This is a genomic window from Bacillus sp. ISL-18, assembly GCF_018613415.1.
GTDB lineage: Bacteria > Bacillota > Bacilli > Bacillales > Cytobacillaceae > Neobacillus.
The window spans coordinates 69,397-83,689 of the sequence record NZ_JAGGQG010000009.1 but is presented as its reverse complement, the minus strand read 5'-3'; the positions used below and the strand labels follow the sequence as shown (position 1 = coordinate 83,689).

General features: G+C 35.1%; 15 protein-coding genes. 9 read left to right on the top strand and 6 right to left on the bottom strand.

Annotated elements, in window-relative coordinates; translation table 11 throughout:
• Window positions 1-507: 507 nt before the first annotated feature.
• Entirely contained in the window at window positions 508-660 is a 153-nt protein-coding gene (locus tag J7E81_RS12490) for a hypothetical protein (protein WP_215042520.1), read from the bottom strand.
• A 760-nt stretch (window positions 661-1,420) separates the two neighbouring features.
• Here J7E81_RS12490 and J7E81_RS12485 point away from each other — a divergent pair.
• Window positions 1,421-2,923 carry an FTR1 family iron permease gene (locus J7E81_RS12485; RefSeq protein WP_215042519.1) on the top strand — a complete coding sequence of 501 codons (1,503 nt, stop codon included), beginning with the start codon at window positions 1,421-1,423 and terminating at the stop codon, window positions 2,921-2,923.
• Window positions 2,923-3,297: a hypothetical protein gene (locus J7E81_RS12480; RefSeq protein ID WP_215042518.1), complete on the top strand. Its 375-nt coding sequence runs from the start codon at window positions 2,923-2,925 to the stop codon at window positions 3,295-3,297. The genes J7E81_RS12485 and J7E81_RS12480 overlap by 1 nt, the downstream gene beginning before the upstream one ends.
• A 98-nt stretch (window positions 3,298-3,395) precedes the next feature.
• Here the strand turns inward: J7E81_RS12480 and J7E81_RS12475 are convergent, their stop codons facing one another.
• The gene (locus tag J7E81_RS12475) at window positions 3,396-4,265 is read right to left on the bottom strand and encodes a cation diffusion facilitator family transporter (protein WP_215042517.1); all 870 of its coding nucleotides are present in this window, start codon (window positions 4,263-4,265) and stop codon (window positions 3,396-3,398) included.
• Window positions 4,266-4,531: 266 nt separating this feature from the next.
• Between J7E81_RS12475 and J7E81_RS12470 the strand changes: the two genes are divergently transcribed.
• The gene (locus J7E81_RS12470; RefSeq protein ID WP_251028612.1) at window positions 4,532-5,239 is read left to right on the top strand and encodes a DUF421 domain-containing protein; all 708 of its coding nucleotides are present in this window, start codon (window positions 4,532-4,534) and stop codon (window positions 5,237-5,239) included.
• A 78-nt stretch (window positions 5,240-5,317) separates the two neighbouring features.
• Here the strand turns inward: J7E81_RS12470 and J7E81_RS12465 are convergent, their stop codons facing one another.
• From J7E81_RS12465 to J7E81_RS12455, 3 genes are all read right to left on the bottom strand, one after another.
• Entirely contained in the window at window positions 5,318-5,461 is a 144-nt protein-coding gene (locus tag J7E81_RS12465; RefSeq protein WP_215042515.1) for a hypothetical protein, read from the bottom strand.
• 138 nt (window positions 5,462-5,599) lie between these two features.
• A complete protein-coding gene (locus J7E81_RS12460) occupies window positions 5,600-5,809 on the bottom strand; it encodes a hypothetical protein (RefSeq protein WP_215042514.1) in 210 nt (69 codons plus the stop codon).
• Window positions 5,810-5,867: 58 nt separating this feature from the next.
• On the bottom strand, window positions 5,868-6,782 hold the full coding sequence (locus tag J7E81_RS12455) for a type II toxin-antitoxin system SpoIISA family toxin (protein WP_215042513.1): 915 nt from the start codon (window positions 6,780-6,782) through the stop codon (window positions 5,868-5,870).
• Between the two features lie 341 nt (window positions 6,783-7,123).
• Here J7E81_RS12455 and J7E81_RS12450 point away from each other — a divergent pair, with 341 nt between their 5' ends.
• The 6 genes from J7E81_RS12450 (at window position 7,124) to J7E81_RS12425 (ending at window position 13,546) form a co-directional block, all read left to right on the top strand.
• Window positions 7,124-7,768 carry a helix-turn-helix domain-containing protein gene (locus J7E81_RS12450; protein WP_215042512.1) on the top strand — a complete coding sequence of 215 codons (645 nt, stop codon included), beginning with the start codon at window positions 7,124-7,126 and terminating at the stop codon, window positions 7,766-7,768.
• Between the two features lie 132 nt (window positions 7,769-7,900).
• Window positions 7,901-8,647, top strand: coding sequence for a twin-arginine translocase subunit TatC (gene tatC / locus J7E81_RS12445; protein ID WP_215042511.1), 747 nt, complete (start codon window positions 7,901-7,903; stop codon window positions 8,645-8,647).
• 180 nt (window positions 8,648-8,827) lie between these two features.
• A complete protein-coding gene (gene ytaF / locus J7E81_RS12440; protein WP_215042510.1) occupies window positions 8,828-9,433 on the top strand; it encodes a sporulation membrane protein YtaF in 606 nt (201 codons plus the stop codon).
• Between the two features lie 345 nt (window positions 9,434-9,778).
• Window positions 9,779-11,350, top strand: coding sequence for a cation:proton antiporter (locus J7E81_RS12435; protein WP_215042509.1), 1,572 nt, complete (start codon window positions 9,779-9,781; stop codon window positions 11,348-11,350).
• 159 nt (window positions 11,351-11,509) lie between these two features.
• Entirely contained in the window at window positions 11,510-12,856 is a 1,347-nt protein-coding gene (locus J7E81_RS12430) for a TrkH family potassium uptake protein (protein WP_215042508.1), read from the top strand.
• 33 nt (window positions 12,857-12,889) lie between these two features.
• On the top strand, window positions 12,890-13,546 hold the full coding sequence (locus tag J7E81_RS12425; RefSeq protein WP_215042507.1) for a potassium channel family protein: 657 nt from the start codon (window positions 12,890-12,892) through the stop codon (window positions 13,544-13,546).
• Between the two features lie 148 nt (window positions 13,547-13,694).
• On the opposite strand, the gene J7E81_RS12420 is transcribed toward J7E81_RS12425, so the two are convergent.
• On the bottom strand, window positions 13,695-14,282 hold the full coding sequence (locus J7E81_RS12420) for a DUF421 domain-containing protein (RefSeq protein ID WP_215042506.1): 588 nt from the start codon (window positions 14,280-14,282) through the stop codon (window positions 13,695-13,697).
• Between the last annotated feature and the right edge of the window lie 11 nt (window positions 14,283-14,293).

Here is a 14,293-nt window from a genome sequence, read left to right as displayed (position 1 = left end):
CTCCTTTCATCTAGCTGATCATTCAGGATCTACCCTGAGACGACATTACCTCCATTGTTGCTGTGCTATTATCCCTCCCTGCCATCTATCCATCTTGTAGGTTTGTACTGTATTTATATGTATCACGAAGGAGACAGGCTTTAGGTTTGTACCCTTTTTCCCCCAAAATCAACTTACGTCTAAATAATGATGGATTTATAGACGAGATAAGGCGAGGATATCTTACTTAAAAATCAGATGGGTGGAAGGGAAGAAAGAAAGAACGCAAAATAAAAAACAGGATGGAGGTCCTGTTTTTGCTTTTATCATCCTATTGAAGAGTAAAATTCTCGTGTAAGGTATTTATTTTATGATTATAGCAATTGTATAATAAATAACGATAAAAATAATGAGCATGATACCACCTAAAGTGAAATGGGGAGGTTCATCATTCTTTTTATTAGGCAATCTACATTCTCCCTACCGTCATAAACTACCTATTAGTATGTTCAATAAGGCATTTTAAATTCAGGGAGTATAGTTATTTCTCGCTGAGTAGGGCACTAATAAATACCGATAGGTAACGGCAGCAGGCGGTACCGGCGGTGGAGGAATAATAATGGGAGCGGCGAAATGGCTATACCACGGATGGTAGTGATGGATATATATGTATGGATACATAAATATCATCCTTTCCTTTAAAGTTACAGTAGACTATGAGTGATTACCTCATCATGATTGGATAAAGGCCTAATTTTATAGTTTTTTTCCTATATGGCTGTTTGGAGAAAATCAAATGGTTTAAAATGGAAAGGATGTAGCAAAGTTTCGATTAAAATCATCCTGTTTTAATAATATTTGAGAATAAAAGAATATCCTGCGGTGATCATGTGGATGAATTAGTCATTCTGGGAATTTTCAGTAGGCCTCTTATTAACTATTATCATAAGTGCCATTAGCCAATTAAGAAGTGACCTTGCTCGTACCAACGCAACATTAAATAAAATCGCCAAACATATTGGCCTTCCTGATGAGGTTACAGCAGATTTACATGATGAATTAATCAGCCTAATTGGAGAGGGTAAAAAAATTAAAGCCATTAAAAGATATCGATGGTAACCGGACTTGGTTTAAAGGAATCAAAAGACTCCTACTCGGCGTTAATCTATCCAGTTCTTTTAAGCATACATTTAATTCATTTGTCTTTATTCAGGCATTTAAAAAATAGATGAGATATATTTTTTCTTTAATGAGTGCTTAAACTCTCTAGAGATCGCTGCGGCGATTTTTTTTATATAGCTAACCCTGTAAAGGTAGAGCTATTATTATTGTCAAAATAATAAAACACTAATTGACAATCATTCTCATATGGAATATGATGTTTATAGATGAAAACGATATTCATTATCAATTAAAAATCATAGACAACTAGGGGGACCCTATGGGCAAGAAATTATTACTTTTGATATCTATCCTTCTATTAATTTTTGGTATGGGGGTACATACTCCTGCGTTAGCAGTTGGAAATTCAAAAGAAGAGATGAAGAAGGCGAACGTATCAGTTGATCAAGCTATAGATTTAGCATCGAAAGGGGAACTTTCGGGAGCAAAAAAGGCATATGATCAATTTAACAAAACCTGGAGACAAATTGAAGAAGGGATAAAAGCAGATTCGGCCACTGCCTACCGAGATATTGAATCAAATATGGGAAAGGTCGTTTACGCCTTAACTATTAAAAAACCAGATCAAGTTTTAGTGGCACTAAAAGATTTAAAAGCAACTAACGACAAATTTTCAGCTGGTGGTTATCCAAAGGAAGCAGCTGTTACGAACAAAGATCTATCTTTAGATGATTTTATCTTACTTTTACAAGAAGTAAAGAAAGAGGTAAAAGAACAAAATCAAGCTGAAGCACTAAAAGGGATAAAAAAAGCTAGTGATAGTTGGTTAGATGTTGAAGGGGTAGTGGTTGCTCAATCAGCCTCTGTATACAGTGATTCTGAAAGAGATCTGGTTACCATTCAGGCCATACTATCTGCTAATCCACCAAATTACGAACAAGCAAATAGAGTTATAGATAACATGGTGAATTATTTAACTCCTCTAGCGAACAAATCTCAATACACATACTGGGATGCAGCGATGATTTTAATTCGTGAAGGTCTGGAAGCATTATTGGTTGTTATTGCTCTAATGTCCTTTGTGAAAAAGTCAGGAACCGGTAAAGGAAAAGGCTGGATTTGGTCAGGGGTATTATCTGGACTTGGAGTTAGCATAATCCTTGCCATCATTGTGAAATTTGTTATTTCATCCGGAGCTTTTGGTAATAATAATGCGCTGATCGGTGGATGGACTGGGGTTTTTGCAGCAGTCATGTTACTCTACATGAGTTATTGGCTTCATAGTCAATCCAATATTGCTGATTGGAATCGATATATTCGTGAAAAAAGCCAAACTGCTTTAACCACGGGTAAGCTTGTTTCTTTGGGCGTACTTGCCTTTCTGGCGGTATTTCGTGAAGGAACGGAAACAGTCCTATTTTACATTGGAATGGCTAGTCAAATAAGTCTCCAGTCTTTATTAATTGGTTTTCTAATTGGAGCTGCGATACTTGGGGTTTTAGCCTACTTAATGGTATTTATCGGTTTGAAACTACCGTTACGCCCATTCTTTATGGTCTCTAGTATCATCGTATTTTACCTTTGTATTAAGTTTACCGGGATGGGAATACACAGTCTTCAGCTAGCCGGTTTTATTCAAACAACGAATTCATCAAGTATTCCAAGTATTGAATTTTTTGCACTTTATCCTTCATGGGAAAGTACTATTCCACAGGCAATCCTTGTTGCAGCTGCCGTTATGATCATTTTATTTAAAAGATTGAAAAACAAAAAACTGAGTACGGAAAAAAATACAAACTTTGAAAGTAGGAAGCTGTCATGATGAAAATAACATCTCTAGTTTTAGCCCTGGGTCTTGGAAGTGCATTAGTTTTAGCAGGGTGTAGTAGTTCAACCGATCAAAAAGTTTCAGATGGTGTAAATAAAATGTTGGACACAACGAAAGAATTGTCAAAAGCAATTGATAGCGGTGATCAGGCAAAAGTAAAGGAAGTTGGACCGCAATTAGAGGATCAATGGTCTTCTTTTGAAGATGACGTTAAGAAGGATAACAAAGATTTATACGAGAAAATTGAAACATATCTAGACCCAACCATTGCAGGTTCAGAAGCAGCGACGTTGGATAAAGAGGCTTTAGGAAACTTAAACAGCCAACTTACTGATGCGTTGAAAGAATTGGATGAAAAAACGAAGTAAATACATGAACAGCAAAAAAGAGACTTTTCAAAAAGTCTCTTTTTTTGCTGTGATTTCAATCGCTAATCATATATTTGAACCTTTTATATGATATAAACCTAATTAGGTTCTACATGGACATGAACATCATAAACATGATGGACTTCGATTAATTTCATCTCCACGTCCGTTGCAATATCGTGAGCTTCACGAACATCCAGATTAGAATTGACTAGGATGACAATGTCAACCACTACGTTATTACCATAATTTCTCGCTTTAATATCCTTTACACCTTTGACACCATAACAATTATCGATCGTTTCTTTGTATAATTCGATGACTTTTTCATCGAATCCATCCGTCAAATTATGGGATGCTTCTCTAAAAATTTCCCAGCCAGTTTTACAGATAAGCAACCCTACTATAATGGCGGTTAACGGATCGAGCCAAGGAAGACCGAACTGGGTACCCAAGATACCAATGAATATTCCTACACTTACCCAGGCATCTGACAGATTGTCCTTTGCGGCTGCCATGACAGACGGGCTATTAATTTCATTGGCCAATTTTTTGTTATATCGAAAAACAAAATACATAACTACCGCACAAAAGATGCCTGTCCATGCAGAGATTAAATCAGGAGATTCATTCCGGCCATGAAAAATACTAGAAATTGCTTCATATGTCACTTGGATCCCGACCACCACCATAATAAACGATGCAACCATGGAGGCAATCGTTTCCGCTTTCCAGTGCCCGTATGGATGATCATCATCAGCAGGTCGCTGTGATAGTTTTAACCCGATAAGTACAGCAATTGAGGCAATGATATCAGTCGCATTATTTAATCCATCAGCTTTTAGAGCTTCAGAATTTGCCAAATATCCAACCATTAATTTTATTGAAGACAAACAAATATAAGCAATAATACTTATTATTGCTCCACGTTCTCCGCGTTTCAAGTCCAAATAGGCTTGTTCTTCCATTTTACTTCCCCCACGTTTCTATCCTTTTCCATTATGAAACAAAAGAATCAAGTGGGTCTAGAGAAACCTTTTGTCGCTGTGCTAACTAAGTAACAGAGGAGAAAAAAAGTTTCGTTGGGGAAACATTTGATCTGAAAAGTATGGAGTGATTACACGAGCCAACGTTCATTAAATAATTCGATTAGGTTGTTTAGGTGGGAATAAAACTTCTAATACTAAAGGTACTTCAGACACTGTTAAGCCTTTGTTTTAGGGAGATGCCAATTTTGGAACCATTTTACCGGACAGCCTTAGTATTTGTGGTAGGTTATTTGCTTTTAAGGTTTACAGGAAAAAAGGCAGTCGCTCAGATGCACACCTTTGATTTATTGTATATCCTAATTCTTACCAATATTATTAGTTCCCCTGTGGAAGTAATGAATATGGGAAAAGCGATTACCTATGCTGGAATCACAGTCATTTTATATAAGATTTTTATCCGTTTATCCTTACATAATAAACTAAGATGGATGTTATATGCGAGTCCTACCGTTTTAATTCATAATGGTGACATAGACCGAAAAGCGTTGAAGAAGGTACGGATGCCCATGAATGAATTATTATCACATTTAAGAGTAAAAGGGTACACAGATATTCAAAGTATCTCGATTGCCGTGATGGAGGCCACAGGAAGTATTAGTGTGATCCCTAAGTCGGACTATCGTCCCGTTCAACCAAAAGATTTGAACTTACAGGTAAAAAAAGAGTACATTCCTATCCCGCTGATTATGGACGGTCAAGTTGTTTATCATAATTTAAAATATTTACAATTAGACTATAGTTGGCTAATCGGAGAACTTGAAAAGAGAGGAGAAAAAATAGAGAATATTACCTTAGCAACGTACCACGACGATGGACAGCTGTCTATCGATAATAATGAAATTACGGGACATCAAAGTGATCCTTATCATTACAAACCTGGAAGAGACAATTAAGTTTATCTTTCATTTTGTACTCCCTAGGGAGGCGGTTTTTATTGGGAAGGTGGCAGATTTGTTGGAATTAACTTACACCTATCTGCCTTTTTTTAATTTATCAATATTGTCTTTCAATTTCTTATGCAAATTTAGAAGTAAATTATGATCCTGGTCACGCTTTGGAATGGACCCTGAGGGCTGATCCAATAAAAAAGGACTTTTCTTTTTTCTAACACTCACCACATCATCTCCCATACAAATGCTTGTACATATATATTGTCTGTATGGTCCGATTATGAGGGTTTTAATCAAAAAGCCTTTAAAGAAACATTGTTCCTTATGAGACACAATAAAAATAGACAGGATTAAAATCCTGTCTTATCGTCTCACTTCACCGTAATGGCTATCCTTTAAGCGATCTACAGCTTCATCGCTTCTTTTAAATAATTCCCTCGTATACAATGATGGAGAAGTTTGTGGAACTGTTCGCGTAGCCTTCTCTTGTAAAAAAGGAGACTTTACTCTACCTTTGCGTCTTCCAACCATCGTGACTACATTTCCCTCTGTTTTGTTCGTACGCTCTGGCATTTATATCCACTCCTTTCCTACATATTACCCTTATTCTACCAAACTAACACTTGTTTATCTACAACGTTTGCCAATTTGGTTGTTCATCTTCTGGTTTTTTTAACCAAGTATGGATCAAACATAGGTTAATGATATGGTCTATGTCTATATCCAAGACATGTTCTTTTTCCGATTCAATCGAAATCACCACTGGGAACACTTTTTCGAGATAGGGAATTAGAACGGTTTGTTTATCAACATGAACGACGATATTGTCATTGATCAAATGCATTTGTTCTTCGGTAAGATTCACTCCGAGTACGGTGCCAACTTCTTGTTTAAAAAAATGATCATTGTCTTTCTTAAAGACGGTAATCTCTTGTCTGCAGGTTTCCCCGTATGTAAATAAAAAATCCTCTAAACTCTCCTGATAAACTTCGATTTCATCCCATTCTTGGGTTTTAAAAGATGAGATTTGCATCATGTCCAATATATTGGTGAATTGCAAACTTCTATTTTGCGTTTGGACAATAACCTTCTTCATTTCGTTATTGACGCTTTCCACTTCATTGATTTGTTCCATTTCCGCTCCGCCGATTTTCTTTATAGAGGGAGTAAGAAATAAGGCCAAATCGACAAAGATAAACATCGCTGCTAACAAAGAATATTGCTGCCAATCTTTCACATTAAAACCTGTTTGAGTGAGCAGCAATACGATCCCCACCATAAACAAGAAATACCATGTTCTCCGCAAATTTTGTTTATGGTTGGTAAAGAAATCTTTAAAGGCCCAACTTATGTAGAGAATGACTGCCGTAAAACCAGTCAATATAAACCACTTGTGTTCTTGGGTATAGGAGAGGAGGGAGTCGCCCCAAATTTTCTTTACGATTAGTAGAATAATGCCAAGAATAATAGGGATAAAAATTTTTAAAATGACTAGGTTTCGGGGATTCTTAAACCATTTTTCAGTATCCTCCTGAAATCCTTCCATAATTCACCTCCAATATGATTATATCATATTCTAGGAGCCGGCCCTACGATTAGTAGACTAATAGGAGGAGAAAGGAACATTACTACAGAAAACGGTATTCAAGAAGTTCTAACACATTTGAAGTATTTACTTTTTACCATCAATTTTAGGAAGGATTTTAATTCACAGAAAATCAATAAATGAAGAAAACAGGAATGGGTGTTGACAATTTGTCAACATTTATGTATATTTTTAAATGATTTTACATTTTAAAGGATAAATTCACAGTTTTTTAATGGTTTAATAGAGGTTTAATTTTTATATGAAATTCACTTAATTAAACTATCGAAAGGAAACTTGATATGACGGAAGATAAATCAGATAAAAAACTAGGTTTGTATATGAAAAAGTTGTTAAAAGAACACTCTTTATCCATGAGGAAGCTTAGTGAACTGACTAATATTGACACAGCCACTATCTCACGGATTATTAACGGGAAACGCAAGGCGAATCCTGTACATTTACAAAAATTTGCCGAACATTTAAATGTCCCTATCTCAGAGTTATTTGTGGTTGCGGGTTATTCAATGGAACAAGAGGGATTACAACAATCAGATCTTCTTAAGTCTGTTGAGAGTATTCAAAATTTCCTTGAATCCTCCAATATAATAGATAATCAATTTAGTATTGTAAGTGTGGACTGTCAATTAGCTAATTATGAACAATATGCACAAACTGAAGAGGGAAAAGGAACTATTCTGAATAATTTTGGTGAAAAACTGAAGAAAATTGGCAGTATTGGTCCATTTATAAGTCAGCTTAAAGACTTGTATGAGAAATTCCGTTTGAATCGAGGAACATCACGAGAACTTGCCATAATAGGAAGTGCACTAATCTATTTTATTGTATCAGTGGACGTCATTCCTGATTACATATTTCCAATTGGATATATTGATGATGCTATTGCAGTCCAAATTGTAACTAAATCATTAACTGTAAGTAAATGATTTAATTTTACAATAATAACTAAAAGGTGTTTTATGGAATGAGTGAGTTGGAGAAGAAGAGTAAGATGGAAAAGGGTTATAGCGTAATAAGATGGAGAAGGTAATAAATTTGTGACAGGCAGGCGAGGTACTGTGATGGATAAAGAACTTTATTTTGTTGATCATCTTGAAGAATTACGAAAAAGATTAATTATTTCTGTGGTTGCTTTCATTTTATTCCTTGTTTTAGGACTTGTTTATGTGAAAAATATCTATCTTTTTTTCATGGGGGATCTAGGATACAAGTTAATGATTTTGGGACCAAGTGATATCATGTGGATTTATTTTCACATAGCCACTGTTGTGGCAGTAGCTGGGACTATCCCAGTGGCTGCATGGCAAATCTGGCTATTTGTCAAACCAGCCTTAAACCCATTGGAAAGAAGGGTTACATTAGCGTATATACCTGCTATGTTTTTTCTCTTTATAGGAGGGTTGGCATTTGGTTATTACTTTATATTTCCGAATATTATGAGGTTTCTCATTAATTTGGGGAAAGATTTAATGACTGCCTCGTTTACAGCAGATAAATATTTTAGTTTTTTAATTAATATGACTTTACCTTTTGGGGTCGCCTTTGAAATGCCGCTTGTCTCAATGTTCTTAACTACATTAGGTTTGGTTAATCCATACAAGATCGTTAAATTAAGAAAGTATGCTTATTTACTTCTGGTTTTAATTGCTTCCATGATTTCTCCACCAGAATTTATTTCTCATATTTCAGTGTCGATCCCACTAATATTATTGTATGAAATAAGCGTTTTGTTTTCTAAAATCGTTTATAGACGAAAACAAAAACAAATTACTGTTCTAGAAACTGATGAAAATATGATTATTTAGCATTTAATAAAAATGAAAACAGTATTCATTAAGGGACTCAAACTGAGTTCCTTTTTTGACGTCTTAATGGAATTATGTATAACTGGGACCCATAATTTCTTTTAACATAATTAAAACCATTTGAATATATAAATACACATAAAGATCAACTTAGACCAATGTAAATCATAGGAGGAAAATATGCATCTGGCATCTATCTTATTAATTGGTATTGCCTCCAATCTTGATAATTTAGGAATAAGTGTTTCATATGGTTTAAAATCAACACGGATTCCATTTATCTCTAATTTGATTATCGGCATCGTTTCCATGTTGTGTGCTTATCTTTCCATCATTGCGGGAAGACTCATTTCAGCTTTTATCACCATACAAATTGCCAATCTACTAGGAGGATTCATCATCATTTGCATTGGAATTAAATGTATATTGGATTCCTTTTTTGAAAAAAAAGCGATGGGTGAAGTAAAAATTGATTCAAATTATACACAAGTAATAACTCATCCAAATTTAGCAGATGTAAATGATGATAAGGTTATATCATTAAAAGAGTCAATTTTTTTAGGATTTGCATTAGCGATAAATTGCCTTGCAATGGGACTAGGGGCAGGAATAACAGGAGTTTCTCCAGTTTTAGCAACAATTTCGATTGGATTGTTTTCGGTCCTCTCCATTTGGTTTGGATTAAAACTTGGGAATAAGATTTGTGGGAAGAATATTGGGAAATACTCAAATATAGTTGCGGGGCTAATGTTATTAATCATAGGTGTTTATGAAATGTTTGTATAATTAATAGAATAGGTAATAAATCTAAGGAAAATAAAGAGAGTTGGTAACCTACTCTCTTTATTTTCCTTTTAGTCATAATTCAATCAATGAGCAAGGTAAAGAAAAGATGTTGGACGAAGATAGGGTTCCTCCATCAAGTGAAGCGAAATTAGATATACTGAAAAAAAAGGGGGTTCACTAGAAAAACCTTATTTTATATTTTTTCTATAGGTGTAACTACTTCTTCTGTGATAGGGTATCTTATTTATAAACATAAACTAAAAAAATGCATGAAATACCTGCCTGAAAAAACGTAGAGAATAAGTAAAGTAATCACCTGATAAGTTGAGGAGGTACTGTATTAAAGTGACTGAATTAGATTTACATCACATTTTTGAACTTAGTCTTATTTTAGTAATGATTGCAGCAGGTGTAACTGCTGTTGCAAAAAAATTCAATCGACCTTATCCCATTGCATTAGTGATTGTTGGAACTGTGATTGGACTAGTAAACATTCCTGTTTTAGAACAATTAAAGGATTTCATTACAGAAGGGGAAGTTTTTAACTTTGTTATTATTACACTGTTTTTGCCTGCTTTATTAGGTGAAGCATCATTAAAACTGCCCTTCTCCCATTTAAAAGAGAATAAAGGGCCCATTCTGGCTCTAGCTTTTGGAGGTACACTTTTATCATTTTTTATAATTGGTTTATTAATGATAGGGCTGTTGGATTTTTCGATCCCAAAGGCTTTTGTATTTGCTGCCTTAATGAGTGCTACGGATCCAGTCAGTGTTTTGTCTATTTTTAAAAGCGTCGGAGTACACAAAAGACTTGCAACTGTCATTGAAGGTGAAAGTTTATTTAATGATGGACTCTCGGTTGTTCTTTTTAAAATATCCGCCTTTTATTTACTTACATACCTTGACCTTGGAGCAGGAGGGGTGGGTTATGGATTATGGGAATTTATCAAAGTAATCTCACTGGGGATCATCATTGGGGGAGCACTTGGCTTTGGTTTTTCACAATTAACCAAACAATTTGATGATTATCCTATGGAAATCATCTTTAGTATTATTCTGTTTTATGGTTCATTCTTATTAGGTGAATCTGTCCACGCTTCCGGTGTTATTGCTGTGGTTGTGGCTGGCTTGATATTTGGAAATTATGGGGCGAAAATTGGGATGAGTCCAACAACGAAACTCAACATCAATAACTTCTGGGATGTTACTGCGTTGCTAGCGAACTCTGTTGTCTTTTTAATGGTGGGATTAGAAATAACTAAGATTAATTTCAGCGACAAATGGAGTTTGATTTTAATTTCCATTTTAATTGTACTGATAGCAAGAAGCCTTGCGGTATATGCTAGTCTGATTTTAACTAAGAATTTCCCTTCTGCCTGGAGGCATGTTATCAATTGGGGAGGCCTAAAGGGATCACTCTCTATTGCTTTAGTTTTAAGTCTTCCTCGTCATTTTGAAGGACGGGAGGATATCTTAATTATTGCCTTTAGTGTGGTTCTATTCTCGTTAATCGTTCAAGGACTTTCTATAAAACCTCTTATATCCTTCCTAGCGGTTAATAAAAAAGAAGAAGGATATAAAGAATATGAAGAAATAATCACACGTGGACACCGATACGAAACGGCCATAACGGAAATAAAATCAATTAGTAAAAAGTTGTTTATTTCAAAAACGGCAGCACAAGAGCTAGTAACACAATATGAACAAGAGCTATCTGGATTGCAGACCCATATGGAGAAACTATTTAGAAAGAATCCTGAATTAAAAGTTAAACAGCAAACGATCTTACAAAGACATGCCTTATATGCACAACATGACGCCGTTGAAAAACTGATAAAAGAAGATATTATTTCGAATGAAGTGGCTGAACAAGAACAAAACCAAATTATCGAGAAACTTGTGAAATTAGAAGAATAACTTCCAAATTCCTACAAACAATTTTAATCTAGAGAATGCTAATAGATGATTAGTTTTGTTTGTTGATGAATTTTGCTTTTAAAGCCATTTGAACTATTTCTTCTGTGGCTCTTTTTGATAAATAAAGATTGATTAAAATGATTTTTAAGGGAGATTAATATGAAATTGCTTAAAAAGAAAGGGAATTTGATTAAATTAAATCCTGCCCAAATTCTTGTTATTGGTTTCGGAAGCTTAATTTTAATAGGAACTTGTCTTTTTATGTTGCCGGTTGCTACACATGAACATGGATATGGCCTTAACTTTATTGATGCTTTATTTGAAGCCACATCTGCAGTCTGTGTTACAGGTCTAGCCGTTGCTGATACGGGAACTACCTTTACTTTATTTGGTCAGATCGTTCTTCTTTGTTTAATTCAAATGGGCGGTTGGGGATTTATGACGACAGGAATATTTATGTTTATTATTTTAGGAAAAAGGATTGGATTAAAGGAACGATTATTACTTCAAGATTCATTAAATGTATTTACACTCTCCGGAGTCGTCCACTTAGTAAAGCGAATTATTCTTATTACCCTTATCGTTGAGTTAATCGGTGCCATTATTTTAGCGATAAGATGGGCGTATGAGATGCCATTGAAAAAAGCAATTTATTATGGCGTTTTCCATTCGATCTCAGCCTTTAATAACGCTGGTTTTGGGTTAGAATCTGACAGCCTTAGTAAATGGGTAGGAGATCCGACTGTCAATATTGTTATCACCCTCCTTTTTATTATTGGAGGTATTGGTTTTACTGTCATCTTAGATATTTATAGAAAAAAATCTTTTCGTAAATTATCTCTGCATTCAAAAGTAGCTTTATTGATGACACTGATTCTAAACATTTTAGGAACACTAATTATATTCATTTCAGAATTTGGTAATCCTTCGACGATTGGTCACTTTGGGTTGGGAGATAAACTTTGGGCATCCTATTTCCAAGGTGTTGTGCCGCGTACAGCAGGATTTAATACGATCGATATTTCTCAAATGACCCTCTCATCTCAAGTATTTATGATGGCCTTAATGTTTATAGGAGCATCCTCTGGATCCACTGGCGGAGGGATAAAAGTAACGACTTACGCCATTATCATGTTCGCTTTTTGGGCCGTCCTGACGAATCGAAACGATGTGAATATCTTCAAAAGAAGAATCTCATGGCAATATGTGAATAGGGCTTTATCGATCGTGGTTGCAGCTATTATTTTTAACTTTATCATTTTTTTCTTACTGACCTATACAGAAAAAGCAGAAATGAGCAAAATCCTGTTTGAAACGATTTCTGCCTTTGGCACGGTTGGTTTAACAGCAGGTTTAACCCCAGATTTAACGCCCGCTGGAAGAATTTTAATAACCATTTTGATGTTTATAGGAAGACTTGGACCTTTAACAATGGCTTTTGCACTTTTAAGAACTCAGAAAGAATCAAAAGTACGATTTGCAGAGGAAAAAATATTAATTGGCTAGTAAAATGTTCTCTTATGGGGTGAATGTAGAAAGATGGCAAAGCAAAGTTACGCAATTATTGGATTAGGACGATTTGGAACGAGTATAGCTTCCAAATTATTTGAAGCAAAGCAAGAAGTGCTTGGGATTGATATAAATGAAGATCGAGTAGAGAATGGGAAAGAATTTGTGACGCATGCAGTTGTACTTGATTCCACTGAAGAGGAATCTATTAAATCGGTAGGTATACGTAATTTTGATTATGTGATTGTTGCAATAGGGAATGACATGCATGCAAGTGTTTTAACCGTCTTACTTTTAAAAGAATTAGGCATTAAAAAAGTCATTGCGAAAGCCCTCAATAAACGTCATGGACAAGTATTAGAAAAAGTGGGCGCGGATTGGGTTGTTCATCCTGAAAGAGATATGGGGGCCCGTGTAGCCCATCAGCTTCTTTTACCTAATGTGTTGAATTATATTGAACTGTCAAATGAATACAATATAGAGGAAATTGTCATTCCTTCAAGTATGTCGGGGAGAAGTTTACGGGATTTTGATTTAAGAGCAAAATATGATTTAAATGCCATTGCAATCGTTAAAAAACAGGAACTGTTTATTTCTCCTTCTCCCGATCAAATTTTAAATGACGGAGACAAGTTAGCCGTTATTGGGCATCGAGATAAAATAAATGATTTTGTAAATATGAAGTAATAAATGTCTTGAATGATTTTAGGAAATGGGGAAGAGTGCAATAACCTAATTTAGCAGCACGATTTTATATGGCATATTAATTTAGTATCAAAATAAATATAGTACAGGTCTGCGAAAGCAGACCTATACTTAAAAACTTGAATGTAATTTAATGCAGTTGATTTGAAACTTCTTTAGAATTTTCACCTATAATTACTTCGTTGAATATGTCATCCTTGTTATTCGAATTAGCTATATTATTTTGGGAGAAATTAGCTTTCAAAATCCGTTCCAAATCTCCCATGGTGACTGGTCTTGCATTCGGCATCAAACTATAACCTAATTCTCCATTATTTTCGATTGTACCAGCTTGAACATCCTCTATCCGATTAATACCTGCCATTCTTAAACGTTTTTCCAAGTCATCCACAGAAATTCTTAAAGTTCTTAAGTTGTCTAATAAGAGTTTCCCTTCAGAAATGACAGGAACGGCTTCTCCTTTCAAAACCTTTTCTACTCTGTTCCAGCGCAGAGAAATCCATTCAGTAACTACCAGAAATCCAACAAAAGTAGCAGCAGCCAGAATGGAGTTAGCAACTCCCTTTCCAGCTACTTCTCCACCAAGTATAGTTCCTAATGAAATAATTATAGCCAATTGTGGGACCGTCATTTGTGAAATAGATTTTCTTCCTCCTAATCTAAGGATGAGGGTTCCTGCTGATGCAAATAGTATAGCTTCCCAGAAATATGTCCACATTGTTTACTCCT

Excerpts from the sequence above, each read along its gene's own strand:
- J7E81_RS12490 (WP_215042520.1), bottom strand. The coding sequence starts at position 660 with ATGTATCCATACATATATATCCATCACTACCATCCGTGGTATAGCCAT.
- J7E81_RS12485 (WP_215042519.1), top strand. The coding sequence starts at position 1,421 with ATGGGCAAGAAATTATTACTTTTGATATCTATCCTTCTATTAATTTTT.
- J7E81_RS12480 (WP_215042518.1), top strand. The coding sequence starts at position 2,923 with ATGAAAATAACATCTCTAGTTTTAGCCCTGGGTCTTGGAAGTGCATTA.
- J7E81_RS12475 (WP_215042517.1), bottom strand. The coding sequence starts at position 4,265 with ATGGAAGAACAAGCCTATTTGGACTTGAAACGCGGAGAACGTGGAGCA.
- J7E81_RS12460 (WP_215042514.1), bottom strand. The coding sequence starts at position 5,809 with ATGCCAGAGCGTACGAACAAAACAGAGGGAAATGTAGTCACGATGGTT.
- J7E81_RS12455 (WP_215042513.1), bottom strand. The coding sequence starts at position 6,782 with ATGGAAGGATTTCAGGAGGATACTGAAAAATGGTTTAAGAATCCCCGA.
- J7E81_RS12450 (WP_215042512.1), top strand. The coding sequence starts at position 7,124 with ATGACGGAAGATAAATCAGATAAAAAACTAGGTTTGTATATGAAAAAG.
- ytaF (WP_215042510.1), top strand. The coding sequence starts at position 8,828 with ATGCATCTGGCATCTATCTTATTAATTGGTATTGCCTCCAATCTTGAT.
- J7E81_RS12430 (WP_215042508.1), top strand. The coding sequence starts at position 11,510 with ATGAAATTGCTTAAAAAGAAAGGGAATTTGATTAAATTAAATCCTGCC.
- J7E81_RS12425 (WP_215042507.1), top strand. The coding sequence starts at position 12,890 with ATGGCAAAGCAAAGTTACGCAATTATTGGATTAGGACGATTTGGAACG.
- J7E81_RS12420 (WP_215042506.1), bottom strand. The coding sequence starts at position 14,282 with ATGTGGACATATTTCTGGGAAGCTATACTATTTGCATCAGCAGGAACC.